The organism is Pseudomonas sp. GXZC, assembly GCF_026967615.1.
Lineage (GTDB): Bacteria > Pseudomonadota > Gammaproteobacteria > Pseudomonadales > Pseudomonadaceae > Aquipseudomonas > Aquipseudomonas azotoformans_A.
This window is the reverse complement of record NZ_CP114115.1, coordinates 3,674,120-3,687,499: the sequence shown is the minus strand read 5'-3', so window position 1 is coordinate 3,687,499 and position 13,380 is coordinate 3,674,120. Positions and strand designations below refer to the sequence as shown.

Genomic DNA, 13,380 nt, shown 5'->3' with positions numbered 1-13,380 from the left:
GTTTAGACCTGATCAGCAGAAGTAGAGGTATGGGAAGACACCAGGCCGTCAACGACGACCACGGGAGCCGGTGCTGCCGGTTGGTTGCGCAGCACTTTTTCGATAAAGAAGCGTGGGCGGGCGCGCACATCGCTGTACATGCGGCCCAGGTATTCACCCAAGAGGCCCATGCCGATGAACTGGCCGCCGGTGAATACGAACAGCACCGCAAACAGCACGAACATCCCTTCGCCGGCCCATTCGGCACCAAAGGCCAGGCGCAGGACGATCAACGCAATGGCAAACAGCATGCCCAGCGCCGCCAGGCTGAAGCCGACGATGGACAGCAGGCGCAGCGGGGTGGTGGTCATGCACGTCAGCAAGTCGAACATCAGGCTGATCAGGCGCATGGCGCTGTATTTGGACTCACCGTGTTCACGCTCGGCGTGGTGCACCAGGATCTCGGTGGTGTGGCGGGCAAAGCCGTTGGCCAGGATCGGGATAAAGGTGCTGCGCTCGCGGCAGGCCAGCATCGCGTCGACGATGGTGCGGCGGTAGGCGCGCAGCATGCAGCCGTAGTCGGTCATGGCCACGCCAGTAGAGCGCTGCACGGCCAGGTTGATCAGGCGCGAAGGCCAGCGGCGGAAGGCCGAGTCCTGGCGATTATTGCGCACAGTGGCGACCACGTCGTAGCCGAGGGCAGCTTGTTCCACCAGGCGCGGGATTTCTTCGGGCGGGTTCTGCAGGTCGGCGTCGAGGGTGATCACCACTTCGCCCCGGCACTGCTCGAAACCGGCCATGATCGCCGCATGCTGGCCATAGTTGCGGTTGAGGATCACCGCGACCACGTTGCTGCCGTCTTCAGCAGCGGCGTCTTCCAGCAGTTGGGCCGAATTGTCGCGACTACCGTCATCCACCAGGATGATTTCGTATTCGTAGGCCAGTTGCTTGCAGGCTGCAGTGGTGCGGCGCAGCAATTCAGGCAGGCTCTCTTGTTCGTTGTAGACCGGGATAACGATCGACACGCAATGAATAGGGTAGGGTTTCAAAGATTCATGACCTCGGGGTTAGAGCAACTTGGAGCATGGAAACAGCAGCAATCATTAGGCGAAAGTCCAGGCCGCAGGCTAAAAAGCGGAACCAAAGGTGAAGCGTAATCAAGAGGTTAGACGATATAGCGCGGTTTGCTATGAAGTGCTGTGTTTAAGATTAAGCGTAAAAATGTGGAACAGATATGAAAGGCAGATGAAAAACTCGTTTATTTGACAGGTAGACAGCTAGGGTTCAGCTAGGCAACTAACGCTTAGTTGGCAGGCGAAATAGGAACGGTTCGGCGTGCGTTTGGTTCAACTTGAACGCGCGACCTCGGCCACCCCATTTAGTGAAGAATCTTCTCTGCAATACGCCCCAAGTGCCGGTAAAGTAAGCCGTCTCTTGCCAGGGTGATCGGATGAATAGCGTGCAGCGTTTACGGGGCCAGTTGCGGCCAGTGTTGATGGGTTTGTTGATGAGCGTGGCGTGGGTCAGCACCGTACAGGCCGACGACGGGGTCGCGCTCACGAGCATTGACCAGGTGCCGGACGGTGTCGAGGTGCGTGGCAAGCAGATCGCCGCCTACACCTGGGACGACAAACAAGGCAAGAACCTGCTGGTGCTTGCCGAGCAGGTCAGCGAGCGTGACGACGACGGTACTCAGTCGGCGTTTGTGTACGCGGCCCAGTACCTGATCGATGGCAACCGCCCCAAGCGCGTATGGATGCTCTACGACGATGTGCAGCATTGCGAGTTCGACGCCTCGCTGCGCTTTGACCGGGCTGCAACCAAGGTCACTGACCTGACTGGCGATGGCATCACCCAGGCCACCGTGGGCTATTCGCGCACCTGCACCAGTGATGTCAGCCCTAACGAATTCAAGCTGATCATGCATGTCGGCAAGTCGCAGAAGTACCGTCTGCGCGGTGTCGACCGGGTCGGCGCGGCCTGGTGGGACGAAGAGGCCGGCGCCTTGCGTGGCATGCCATTACCCAAGGATTGCAGCGTGGCCGGGCAGCAAGCGTTGGTCAGCCAGTACAAGGAGCAGGGCACCGAGTTGCCATTGCCCGGTTGCTACGGCGACGAAAAGGATTTTGCCAAGGCCCCCGACGCCTACCTTACGTTCATGCGCCAGCACTGGTTCGCGCTGATGCAGAAGCAGGACAGCGACTGGAGCCAGACCCAAGTCCAGCCGCAGGACGCTACCGAAGATGACGACACGGCCCCGTGATTTTGTGCCAGGGCCGCTCCTGGGTTAGACTCAGCCTTCGCCAATTCACTAAATACCTCGATTAATCAAAGGCTTGTTCGAGGTATTTAAGCCAAAGGCTGACATAACTTGACTGAGTCTATCCGCAACCCGCTGACCCTTTACCTCACCCGCCTGGCACCCTCCAGCCAACTGACCATGCGCTACGTGCTGCAAGACGCGGCCGACCGCCTGGGCTTTGAGGACATCAACCTCGACGACATCGACTGGCACCTGCTGCAACCCGAGCACGTGATTGCCCTGGTCGCCGCCTTGCGTGAGGACGGCTATGCGCCGAACACCTCATCGTTGTACGTCAACGCGGTACGCGGTGTGATGAATGAAGCCTGGCGCCTGAACCTGATCAGCCAGGAACACCTGCTGCGCATGCGCACCGTCAAGGCTGCACCGGGCACGCGCCTGAGCCAGGGCCGCAACCTGCGGCGCAGTCTGATCCGCGAAATGATGGAAGTCTGCGCCGCCGACCCACGCCCGCAAGGTCTGCGGGACGCAGCGGTGATCGGCATTCTCTACGGTTCCGGCATGCGCAAGTCGGAGTCGGTCAACCTCGACCTCGCGCAGATCAACTTCGAAGAACGCAGCCTGCGGGTGATCGGCAAGGGCAACAAAGAGCTGATCAAGTATGCGCCGGACTGGGCGTTTACCAAGTTGCAGGCGTGGCTGGCGTTTCGCCGCGAGCAGCTCAAGGAAGGCGAGCAGGATGACAACTTCCTGTTCAATCGCATCCGCCGCGGCAGCCATATCACCCGCGAACGCATCACCAAGCACGCGATCTACTACATCGCTCGCCAGCGTGGCGAGCAAGTGGGGGTAAAGATCATGCCCCACGACTTCCGCCGCTCGTTCATCACGCGGGTGATTGAAGAACATGACTTGTCGATTGCGCAAAAACTGGCACATCACACCAATATCCAGACCACCGCCAGCTATGACGTGCGTGACGACAATGAGCGTCGGCGCGCGGTGGATCGTTTTGATTTGTGATTTTTCGGCTCCAGGGCCTCACTTGACTTAAGGAAGATGTAACGACATGACGTTTGTGGAATTTTGGTGGTCAACCGCAGTAGCGTTGGCTGTTTGGGCCGTGCTGACGGCCTCTATCTGTATACGCGTTCGAAGCGGCAAGGTGTGGAGGCGCTCCACTGCGGCCCGACAAAACATCATTTTGGGTCTGCTACTGGTTTTGCTGTCGGCGGTTCCACCGGCATTTTTGTTGGATAAGCTCGACGATTTCAAGGCCACTCAAGATGCAGAGTCCCTAGACGCGCAAACCAAGAGCGATAAAACCAACGCGGATACTGAGAGAAAACGATGCGGGCGGGCCCTCTCAGAGGGTAAACAATGTGATGAGCCCAAACCGGGATCGGACATATCCTCGTTCAGCAAACCGCTGTATCGGACACTGGATAAATTCGTCGATGTCATTGGCCTCGTACTGGGTCTGCTGGGTGGCGCCCTGGGAGTGAACATTTTATCCGATGGTTTACTGAGAAAAGACGTTTCGCCGATGCGCCTTGTCCGTCGAGAAGTCAAAACGACGCGAACTATTGGTTTCAGCAATTGGCAGATCAAGCAGGTCACTACCAAGACCTGTACCCGCTCAAGCGAAAACGTCTGAACTTAGGAGGGCGGGGCGCTGGCCAAGTGAGCCGGTAGGCGACGCAAGGTCCACAGTGTGGTGAGCATCGCAGCGATGGCGCATAGCGCAATGCCAATCAGCATCGGCGCTGGCGTGTGATCGGCGAACACACCGATCACCGTCATGGACACGGCCGCCGTGATCATCTGGATCGCCCCGAGCAGGGCCGACGCAGAACCGGCCACGGCGCCGTGGTCCTCCAGCGACAACACGCCGGCGGCCGGCAACAGTAGACCGAGAAAACCGAAGCCGATAAACAGCAACGTCATCATCAAGGCCAGGCTGTCGACCCACAACGTCGTGACCGCCAGCACCGCCATAACCGCCGCCACAGCCACCACCGACCAACGAATCAGCGGCGCCAGGCCAAAGCGTGCGCTGAGGCGCGCGGTGAGTTGGCTCATGGCGAAAAACGACGCAGCATTCACGGCAAACCCCAGACTGAACTGCGTGGGCGTCAGGCCGTAATGTTCAATGTACACGAACGGCGCGCTGCCGATAAACACAAAGAACGTCGCCAAACCGAATCCGCACACCACCGACAAACCGATGAATACCGGGTCTCGCAGCAATGCGCCATAGCTGCTGAAGGCGTTGCCCAGGGTCTTGCCCAAGCGCCGTTCGGCGGGATGGGTTTCCGGCAGTTGCACGATGGTCATCACCAGGCACGCCACCGCAAGCACCGCCAGCACGGCAAACACTTCGCGCCAGCTCCACAACGAGATGACCAGGCTGCCAGCGAGCGGCGCAAGGATCGGCGAAACACTCATCACCAGCATCAGCAACGCCATGAGTTTCGCGGCTTCATGCCCGGTGTACAGGTCACGCACGATGGCGCGCGGAATCACCATCCCCGCGCACGCGCCGAACGCCTGCAGGGCACGAAAGGCGATCAGTGATTCAATCGTCGGCGCCAGTGCGCAACCGACACTGGCCACGGCAAAAATCACCAGGCCGGCATAAATCGGCGGCTTGCGCCCGAACACATCACTGATCGGCCCGTAGAACAACTGGCACACGCCGACAATGACGAAGAACACCGTCAGGCTCATCTGCACCAACGCCGGCGAGGCGTGCAGGCTCGCGCCCAGGGTCGGCAGCGCCGGCAGATAGATATCGATGGCGAACGGGCCGACGGCAGTGATCAAGCCCAGCAGGAGGGCAAGGTGGGCGATACTTCGAGACATGAGCAGTTCCGGGCGGAGCAAGGGCCGGTCAGCTTAAGGGATACGCGCAGATCCGCAAACTTAGGCTTCAATAAGCAGTAGGGATGGCCGATAACATGAGCAGCGGGGCTTCTGCGGTTGGGTTCCCAACCGGCTGACCAGGCACGGGGATACCAGCATGACGATCAAACTACGCTTGATGCTGTTGATAGCGACCGGATTGCTCGCCGCCTTGATCATGAGCCTGGCCGGCTACCTGGGAAATACCCGGATGGGCACTGCCGTGCAAGACAGCGAAGTGAGCATGACGGTGCTGCGCAACCATATGGAAGCCGACATGATGCACGACGCCCTGCGCGCTGACGTGTTATCGGCGATGCTGGTGGGCCTGGGCAAAAGCACCAGCAGCAAGGCCGAAGTCGACAGTTCTTTGAAAGAGCATGCCGAGCATTTTCGGCAAGTATTGGCAGACAACCTCAAGCTGCCGCTGGACGATTCGCTCAAGGCAAGCCTGGAAAAAATCAAACCCAGCCTGGATAACTACATCGCCACCGGCGAGCGAATCGTCGCCCTGGCGCTGGACAATCCTGAAGCCGCACGCGCGGAACTGGGCACGTTCAACAGCGCGTTCAGCCAGTTGGAAGATCAAATGGCGGGCCTGAGCGAGTTGATCGAAACCAATAACCAGCAGACCAGCATGGGCACCCGGCAGACCATCAGCAACGCCAACGTCACCCTGGGCGTGGTGTTGATTGCCAGTCTTCTACTGCTGTTGGCCCAGGGCCGTTGGGTGATCCTCAGCATCATGGGCCCCTTACAGGCGGCCAGCCGCATTGCCGCCAGCATTGCGCGTGGCAACTTGAGCGAACCCATCGTCGAGCCCCAACGCAAGGATGAAGCCAGCGCCTTGATCCGTAGCCTGGCGACGATGCAAAAGGACCTGCGCGGCATGATCGACGTGGTGCGCAGCAACGCCCATGGCGTCAATGGCATGAGCGAGCAACTGAGCCGTGGCTGCCATGAAGTGGCCGGCAGCAGCCAGCAACAGAGCGCCGCCGCCAGCACCATGGCCGCTGCCGCGAGTGAAATGACCGCAAGCATCGAGGAAATCACCCGGCATGCCGGACGCGCACTGGACATGGCCAACCAGGCGGAAACCTTGGCCAAGGACGGCGGCCGGGTGATTCATCAGGTGGTCAGTGACATGGATGGCATTGCCCGTTCCGCGCAGCAATCGGCCCAGGTGATCCGCACGCTGGACAAGGAGTCCGAGGCCATTTTCAGCATTATCCAGGTGATCAAGGGGATCGCTGACCAGACCAACCTGCTGGCCCTGAATGCCGCGATCGAGGCCGCTCGTGCTGGCGAGCAGGGGCGCGGATTTGCTGTGGTTGCTGATGAAGTGCGCAACCTTGCCGGACGCACCAGCGCGTCGACCCAGGAAATTGCCGCCATGGTCGGGCGTATCCAGCAAAACACCCGGGAAGCGGTGACCAGTATGGAGGAGGGCGTTGCTCAGGTGGACAAAGGCATGGCGGTCACCGCCGAGGTGGAGCGGGCGATTCGCGAGATTCTCCAAGCGACGTTGAATACCACGGAAATGGTCAACGATATCTCCCGGACCATCGGCGAGCAGAGCCTGGCCAGCAATGAAATTGCGCACCAGGTGGAGATGATTGCGGGGATGTCAGAGAGCAATAGCCGGGTGATCGGGCAGACGGCCTCGACCACCGATGAACTGTCCAACCTGGCCGGGAAGTTGTCGCAGTCGGTCGATCGCTTCCAGATGTAAGCTATTGATTTAACTCAACTAAATAGTCATTTAGTTGAGTTGGCTATCAGGGCAGGGGACTCAAGACTGGGAGAGGGTGGCAGTACGCCGCTCAGCGATACGCTCAACGGTTTGCATATGCTCCGTACCCCATTGGCACAGCCCGCCCAACGCCGTCGCCAAGGACCGCCCGAACGGTGTCAGCGAGTACTCGACCTTGGGCGGTATCTCCTGGAAATCCACGCGGGAGATGATCTCGTCGCGCTCCAACTCCTTGAGTTGCTGGATCAGCACCTTATCGGTTACGCCGCCAATCGCGCGTCTTAATTCCCCATATCGATGAACATTTTGCGCCAGGTTGAACAGCACCAATGGCTTCCATTTACCGCCAATCACCGCCAGGGCGGCCTCGAGCCCGCAATTGAATGAGTTGTTGGCCATGATCGAGCTGACTCCACGTAGGGTACTTACTAAAAGGTGCATACTATTCAAATTAATAGCACGGATCTACAGTTGGGCCTCAACCTTATTCACTGGAGTTCACCATGAGCAGGCTCAACGGAAAAATCGCAGTCATTACCGGCGGCAACAGCGGCATCGGCCTGGCAACCGCCATTCGCTTTGCGGCTGAAGGCGCTCAAGTCGTCATTGTAGGCCGTCGACAAGAGGAACTGGACAAGGCGCTGCAACTGATCGGCCCTGAAGCCATCGCCATACAAGGCGACATTTCAAAACTGGACGACCTCGATCGCGTGTTCACCCAAGTCAAAGCCGCCAAAGGCCGGGTCGACGTGCTATTTGCCAATGCAGGTCTGGGGGATTTCCAGCCGATCGGCTCGATCACCGAGGAATCGTTTGACCGTACCTTCGGCATCAACGTCAAAGGCACGCTGTTCACCGTACAAAAAGCCTTGCCACTGATGAGCGCCGGCAGCTCGGTGATCCTCACAGGTTCGACCACAGGCACCATGGGCACACCGGCATTCAGCGTGTACAGCGCCACCAAAGCGGCGCTGCGTAATTTCGCCAGGAGCTGGGCACTGGACCTGAAAGGCACCGGCATTCGTGTCAACGTACTTTCACCAGGGCCGATCTCGACACCGGGTCTGGACTTGGCGCTTTCAGGTACAGGCCAGAAAGACGCAATCATCGACGACATGACCGCGCAGGTTCCGTTGAGCCGTATTGGCAAGCCGGAAGAAGTTGCAGCGGCAGCGTTGTTCCTGGCATCGGATGAGAGCAGCTTCATGACCGGCAGTGAAATGTTTGTCGATGGAGGCTTTGCTCAGGTTTGAGTGAGATAGGGGTTTTGCCTGTTGAAATCTGATGGGCACTGCCCCTGATTACGCAATACGATATTACGCATAATGTATATTATGTTAAACGACAGGCTATGTGATAAATGTTCATGAGCCTTGTAAGGTACTGATTCGACGAATCCGGTTTGGATGACTAGTCTTGCAACGGGCCATGTATTTCTTGTTCATGGCGAGACCTTGAATGAGGTGTCTGCCAATGAAGCTGGTTCAGTCTCATTTCTCGTCAGGCCAGCGCGTGCCAGTGCTTGTGCAGGATGGTTCAGCGGCGCCCTTGCCCAAGCTGGTCCCATTTATCTACGTCCAGCTCAGATTCAAGCATCGTGCCTACAACACCGTCGCAGCGCACCTGCGTGCGATCCAGGCTTTCTACACCTATGCCGAAAGCCGGGGGCTTGATATCGATGAGGCCATCATGGCCTGTCACTTCGAGACGATTTTGGCACTGCTGGACGGTTACACCCTCTGGCTCCAAAGCGGTCGCCAGGCGGATAATCTGGTCGCCCGAATCGGCACAACTGCAACGGCATCTCTGCCACCGATAGATCCGCACACCCGTGACCAGTACCTGCGGCAGTTGAAGCAGTATCTGTCCTGGTCTGTTACACGATACATCCCGCGCGCTCGTCAGAATTCAGCCACTCAAGCTAACCTCGAGGTGGCATTTGCAGATGTTGCCGACGTCATTGAGCGACGCTTTGACAGCCATATCACCAATGTTCGTCCCGACCATGCCCGTTATCGCAGCCTGACCGATCCCCAACTCCAGATCGTTCGCACACTGATTCGTCCGGGTGCTGTGGGAAATCCGTTTCCCAAGCGATTGCAGTTGCGCAATTGGCTAATGATTGAATTGTTGCTGGAAACCGGCATGCGTCGTGGAGAGCTTTTGAAGCTCTACACCACGGATATTAATAAGGGTTCTCAGCACGCCTATGTCACCATCAATGACCGCGAACATGACCCCGCCGACCCACGTGCTGAAGAGCCTGCGCTGAAAACCCACGGACGAACCGTAGGTATTTCTGCACAGTTGTATGAGGTCTACGAGCACTACATCCAGAGCGAACGGCGCCCTCTACGTGACGGCAAACCGATGAAATTGCTGCACCGCTATCTGTTCATCTCTGACAGAGGCCGCCCGCTGTCGATTCGCGCATTGTCTAACGTCCTCGATCGGCTGTTTCTGACCATTGAACTGGCGCATCCGGGGTTGTTGCCTACTCTTTCTGCGCATGACTTTCGCCACACCTTCGCCGACCGTTTCTTGGCTTACCTGGTCGAGCAGCGTGGGCACGACCTGGAGCGCGCCACGGACGAACTTCGGCGAGTCTGCGGTTGGGCTGAGACTTCGGCGATGCCACGTCGTTATGCAAGTCGTTATCTAGCCGAGTCGGCCAACCGCCATAACGCGCAGCGTGCCTCGTCAGCGTGGGGCCGACTTGACAGTTAAGGAGCTTCGTCGTGCCTAAATCAGCCGATCCTAAACAGGCATCACCCTCCTCCTCTCTTTCGGCTTACGTATTCGAGGGCCCGGCTCTGGTTGCGATTCGAACTCGCACCAATGATCAGCCAAAGTACGTCGATACCCGTTTGCCGGTGTGGACGTGGTACGACGGCGGGCTCGCAATGACAATCGATTGGGCTGCGCTTCAATTGAACTCAGAGCTCATCGAAATTGGCAAGGGCTTCATGGCCTACGCACTTGAGAAATACGCGCCTCGAACAGCGGCAATGTTCGCAGACTCCCTTCGCTCTTTATCTAATACGAACCTAGCGACTGGGCTCCCTTGGGAATCCACCGAGCTAAGCTCAGCTCTTGAAGAGTTAAAAAAATCTAGAAGAGCTTTGGTAGGATTTCGAGCGTTTTATCGCTGGGCAAACGATAGAGGAATTAATGGGTTCGACACAAGATCTTACTTAAAAGTCAAGGATGCAAGATCGGATCGGGTTGATCCGTATGCGAGAATTTTTCTCTCGCAGTCTAGCTTAGAGCTCGATGAAGAAATTCGGTTGCTAAAGCGCATCGAACGAGATTTATCATTCTGCTCTTGGGAGGAAATCCAGCTTAATATGGCACTTCACTTGGGTTTCGAACTCGCACCAAGATCCATCCAATTTCATTCGCTAGACATTGCCGATTTTGAGTTAATTGAAAGTGCTGATCATGAGACGTACTATACTCTATGGCTCCCCATGGCCAAAAAGATCGGCCAGCGCAGGCCTGAGAGGCGCCCCCGTAAAATAACCACCCGCCTGGGCGAGAAAATCTCACGGCACGTTTCAGAAATTCAACGCCGTTTTGGTAGCGACTGTGAACCATTATTCGTCAATCCTTGTGGACGGCGTCTCTCGGTTCTTGAAATCGGTTCAGGCCTCAAACACGAGTTGCGTGAAGCTGGGATAGATAGGCCGAATCAAGTAACCATGTTGTTGCGTCATCACCTCGGGCAAGGCTTGGCGGATCAGGGAACTCCGGCGGACATGATTGCCGAACTGCTCGGACACAACAGCACGGTTGCAGCGCGTGCTTACGTAACGGCCACCCCCAACATTGCCCGGGTCAAAGAGAAAGCACTAGGTAAAAGTCCGGCCTATCAACGCATCATGCGCAGCTTATTAACTGGGGAAATCGTCCAACGCCGCGATACAGCTCCTGAAAGAGCCGTCCGCGGCGTCATTGATACGCAATACATAGGCGATATTGGTGCCTGCGCCCTGCCCGTTCATACCCACTGTCCCTACAACCCTATATACGCGTGCTACACCTGCAAGAAGTTCCATCCCTTTGCTGACGGCCGCCATGAGCAGGTAAAGGATGCGCTCCAGCGGGAGGCCCAACGGTTCATTGATATGGCAGAACTAGCCGGTGACCTCATTCACAACCGGCCCCTCGCCCAGCATCAGACAACCATCCTAGCGGTAAGCGCTACGATCGAGCGCTGCCGGCAACAAAGTGAGGATGCTGCAGATGACGCTGTCTAAAGCAAGTCAACGCCTCGAAGGTTTTGTTAAACAGGAACAAGCGATTTTCCATTCGCTACCGATTTCAACACCGTGGGCGTCATCGTTATGGGGCGTTGGAGGCTGGTTACCACAACGGGGAAAGCAAAATACGCTCACCTTCGAGGCGCACCGGCAAGCACTCGAAAAAACGGGCTATCCTACTCCGGCGAAGGGCCCACTCCCTCTCGTTTTCCAAGATTTTAACAAGGCCCTGATTGTGTATTTACAACGCACCCGGAGCCTGAAATTTTCGATGGTGGCTGCATACAATATTGCCGTCCGCCGGCTCTACAATCCCTTGTTTGAGCGCGGTGTATCCGACCCCACACAATTGACGCGAGGAGACTTTGATCGCGTCGTAGGATTTCTCCGTGAGAGCAGCTACAAAAATCTCTATGATGCGATCTCTCACCTCCAAGTAATAGCGGATACGATTGATAATATGCAATTAACCGAGATCGCCATCCACTTTGAGCATGATACAAAGCCAGAAAAACGCCGACACGATTACATTTCATTGTACGATCCTGATCGAGTGGTAAAACAGCGTAAATCTGATGATAAATTACCTTCTCGTGAGGCGATGGAGGCATATGCCATATGTTCGAACAATCCACTCAGTGACGGCGAAGAAATTCTGCTGCGCGTGATCGATTTATTGATCGCGACTGGACAACGAGGTAATGAAGTAGCAGTAATACCCTATGATTGTTGGGTCGAAAGGCCGATCAAAGGGACGACAGGGGAAGTAGTTGTCGACGCCCATGGCAAGCCTCTGGTCGAATGCGGGATTAGGTACTTTGCGGAAAAGCAATTTCAATCCCGAATTCATTGGTTTGCGGAAAGCGATGTCCCTCTAGCTAGGCGTGCAGTCAAGCGACTTAAATTACTGACCCAGGAACAACGCGAAATAGCTAAATGGCAAGAAGATCATCCAGGGCGGCTCTGGGACTACTCGCCCAAGAAGGAAATGTCAGAAGCTGAAGTTTTTAGCTGGCTTGGATTCAGTCAGAATCGCGATGCGTCTCGGAACCTAAGTGCGTACTTTTCAAGAAATGGAATCCATCCTAGCAAGGCGCGGAGGCGACATTACTTAGCCGGCGATATTGAGAGTTTTCTAGTCCCTAAACTTCATGATCATGCCGCGCTTACCGAAAATGTCAGCGGTAAGCTTCGTATACTCCTAAAAACGAGTGAAACACTTGCCATCGCATTTGAAGGACAATTTCGATTGGGGGGGCGTGAGGCCAATGTGTTCCGTGCCATCCCACGACGAGTGATGTTGGTTGACATTAACCGAGCGCTCGGCGCGGATCCGCGATTCTCGTCCATATTCTCGCGCCGTTCATTATTTGAAGCTGATGGGACACCGATCAAGCTGACTAGCCATCAACCGCGCCATTGGCGAAATACTATTTACCATCTTACTGGGATGAGCAATGTTCAGCAGGCGCTGGCTCTGGGGCGAAAACGCCTCGACCAGAATGTCTATTACCAACACACAAGCATTGAAGAAAACACCGCTACCCATCAAGAGTTCTTGGCGTTCAATAGCCATCGCGAGCGTATCGACTTTCTACATGCGGGCATAAGAAATAAGCGCATTCATGGCGCTTTGACCGACAGTTACCATGCTTTGCTATCAGATAAAGGTACAACAACTGCTGAAGCATTCCTCACCGTACACGCCACGGCGCTACATGTGACCCCTTTCGGAGGTTGTATCCACGATTTCTCCCAGGCACCCTGCCCTAAGCATCTTCAATGCTGGAATGGCTGCTCGCATCTACATCTGATGGGCACTCCATCGGAGCGGGTCAACCTTGAAAAACAAGCCAAGAATCTAGCTAAGGCAATATCCATCATGCGCGACGCAGGCACCGGAGAGGCAGGCAGCGATGTATGGCTAGCAGACCAGGAAGACAAGCTCAACAATTTAATATCTGTCCTTGCACGCGATACCAATGGAGGTGTGCAACGCGTGTTTCCAAATGGGCGTCCAATCACGGTTGCGGACTCGGAGAAACGACACAGTTCGGTATCAGATGACTAGAGGCAACTATGGCACGACGACAGACATTGAGGGGCGGCACTCTTGACGAAGCAATAGACGCTCTCCTCGCCCAGATGATTAGCTCAGGAGTGGAGCTCGCTCCCATTTCCCGACCGGAGGTGCAGCGCCGACTGGGCCTGACAAGCCG

11 protein-coding genes and 1 pseudogene are annotated in these 13,380 nt (G+C 56.4%); 9 read left to right on the top strand and 3 right to left on the bottom strand.

Annotated elements, in window-relative coordinates; translation table 11 throughout:
- Window positions 1–2: 2 nt before the first annotated feature.
- On the bottom strand, window positions 3–1,028 hold the full coding sequence (gene arnC / locus OZ428_RS17100; protein ID WP_269130611.1) for an undecaprenyl-phosphate 4-deoxy-4-formamido-L-arabinose transferase: 1,026 nt from the start codon (window positions 1,026–1,028) through the stop codon (window positions 3–5).
- A 401-nt stretch (window positions 1,029–1,429) separates the two neighbouring features.
- On the opposite strand from arnC, the gene OZ428_RS17095 reads away from it, so the two are divergent.
- The 3 genes from OZ428_RS17095 to OZ428_RS17085 all read left to right on the top strand — a co-directional run bounded on the left by OZ428_RS17095 (window position 1,430) and on the right by OZ428_RS17085 (window position 3,899).
- Window positions 1,430–2,242: a M949_RS01915 family surface polysaccharide biosynthesis protein gene (locus OZ428_RS17095; RefSeq protein WP_269130610.1), complete on the top strand. Its 813-nt coding sequence runs from the start codon at window positions 1,430–1,432 to the stop codon at window positions 2,240–2,242.
- 108 nt (window positions 2,243–2,350) lie between these two features.
- Complete coding sequence (locus OZ428_RS17090; RefSeq protein WP_269130609.1) at window positions 2,351–3,265, top strand: site-specific integrase; 915 nt, start codon at window positions 2,351–2,353, stop codon at window positions 3,263–3,265.
- 46 nt (window positions 3,266–3,311) lie between these two features.
- Window positions 3,312–3,899, top strand: coding sequence for a hypothetical protein (locus OZ428_RS17085; RefSeq protein WP_269130608.1), 588 nt, complete (start codon window positions 3,312–3,314; stop codon window positions 3,897–3,899).
- Window positions 3,900–3,901: 2 nt separating this feature from the next.
- On the opposite strand, the gene OZ428_RS17080 is transcribed toward OZ428_RS17085, so the two are convergent.
- Window positions 3,902–5,107, bottom strand: coding sequence for a multidrug effflux MFS transporter (locus OZ428_RS17080; protein WP_269130607.1), 1,206 nt, complete (start codon window positions 5,105–5,107; stop codon window positions 3,902–3,904).
- A 157-nt stretch (window positions 5,108–5,264) separates the two neighbouring features.
- Between OZ428_RS17080 and OZ428_RS34735 the strand changes: the two are divergent.
- Together OZ428_RS34735 and OZ428_RS34730 are read left to right on the top strand one after the other, a co-directional pair.
- Window positions 5,265–6,020: pseudogene (locus OZ428_RS34735) on the top strand (MCP four helix bundle domain-containing protein); the annotation flags it as partial.
- A complete protein-coding gene (locus OZ428_RS34730; protein ID WP_442964841.1) occupies window positions 6,015–6,878 on the top strand; it encodes a methyl-accepting chemotaxis protein in 864 nt (287 codons plus the stop codon). The pseudogene OZ428_RS34735 and the gene OZ428_RS34730, both read left to right, overlap by 6 nt.
- A 60-nt stretch (window positions 6,879–6,938) precedes the next feature.
- Here the strand turns inward: OZ428_RS34730 and OZ428_RS17070 are convergent, their stop codons facing one another.
- A complete protein-coding gene (locus OZ428_RS17070) occupies window positions 6,939–7,298 on the bottom strand; it encodes a winged helix-turn-helix transcriptional regulator (protein ID WP_033902872.1) in 360 nt (119 codons plus the stop codon).
- Between the two features lie 104 nt (window positions 7,299–7,402).
- Between OZ428_RS17070 and OZ428_RS17065 the strand changes: the two genes are divergently transcribed.
- The 4 genes from OZ428_RS17065 (at window position 7,403) to OZ428_RS17050 (ending at window position 13,232) form a co-directional block, all read left to right on the top strand.
- Window positions 7,403–8,152, top strand: a complete 750-nt coding sequence (locus OZ428_RS17065) for an SDR family NAD(P)-dependent oxidoreductase (protein WP_122727041.1) — start codon at window positions 7,403–7,405, stop codon at window positions 8,150–8,152.
- Between the two features lie 220 nt (window positions 8,153–8,372).
- Window positions 8,373–9,626 carry a tyrosine-type recombinase/integrase gene (locus OZ428_RS17060; protein WP_269130605.1) on the top strand — a complete coding sequence of 418 codons (1,254 nt, stop codon included), beginning with the start codon at window positions 8,373–8,375 and terminating at the stop codon, window positions 9,624–9,626.
- A gap of 11 nt (window positions 9,627–9,637) precedes the next feature.
- A complete protein-coding gene (locus OZ428_RS17055; protein WP_269130604.1) occupies window positions 9,638–11,158 on the top strand; it encodes a site-specific recombinase in 1,521 nt (506 codons plus the stop codon).
- Window positions 11,145–13,232, top strand: coding sequence for a hypothetical protein (locus OZ428_RS17050; RefSeq protein WP_269130603.1), 2,088 nt, complete (start codon window positions 11,145–11,147; stop codon window positions 13,230–13,232). The genes OZ428_RS17055 and OZ428_RS17050 overlap by 14 nt, the downstream gene beginning before the upstream one ends.
- The last annotated feature ends 148 nt before the right edge of the window (window positions 13,233–13,380 follow it).

Excerpts from the sequence above, each read along its gene's own strand:
- OZ428_RS17070 (WP_033902872.1), bottom strand. The coding sequence starts at position 7,298 with ATGGCCAACAACTCATTCAATTGCGGGCTCGAGGCCGCCCTGGCGGTG.
- OZ428_RS17065 (WP_122727041.1), top strand. The coding sequence starts at position 7,403 with ATGAGCAGGCTCAACGGAAAAATCGCAGTCATTACCGGCGGCAACAGC.
- OZ428_RS17080 (WP_269130607.1), bottom strand. The coding sequence starts at position 5,107 with ATGTCTCGAAGTATCGCCCACCTTGCCCTCCTGCTGGGCTTGATCACT.
- OZ428_RS17050 (WP_269130603.1), top strand. The coding sequence starts at position 11,145 with ATGACGCTGTCTAAAGCAAGTCAACGCCTCGAAGGTTTTGTTAAACAG.
- OZ428_RS17060 (WP_269130605.1), top strand. The coding sequence starts at position 8,373 with ATGAAGCTGGTTCAGTCTCATTTCTCGTCAGGCCAGCGCGTGCCAGTG.
- OZ428_RS17095 (WP_269130610.1), top strand. The coding sequence starts at position 1,430 with ATGAATAGCGTGCAGCGTTTACGGGGCCAGTTGCGGCCAGTGTTGATG.
- OZ428_RS34730 (WP_442964841.1), top strand. The coding sequence starts at position 6,015 with ATGCAAAAGGACCTGCGCGGCATGATCGACGTGGTGCGCAGCAACGCC.
- OZ428_RS17085 (WP_269130608.1), top strand. The coding sequence starts at position 3,312 with ATGACGTTTGTGGAATTTTGGTGGTCAACCGCAGTAGCGTTGGCTGTT.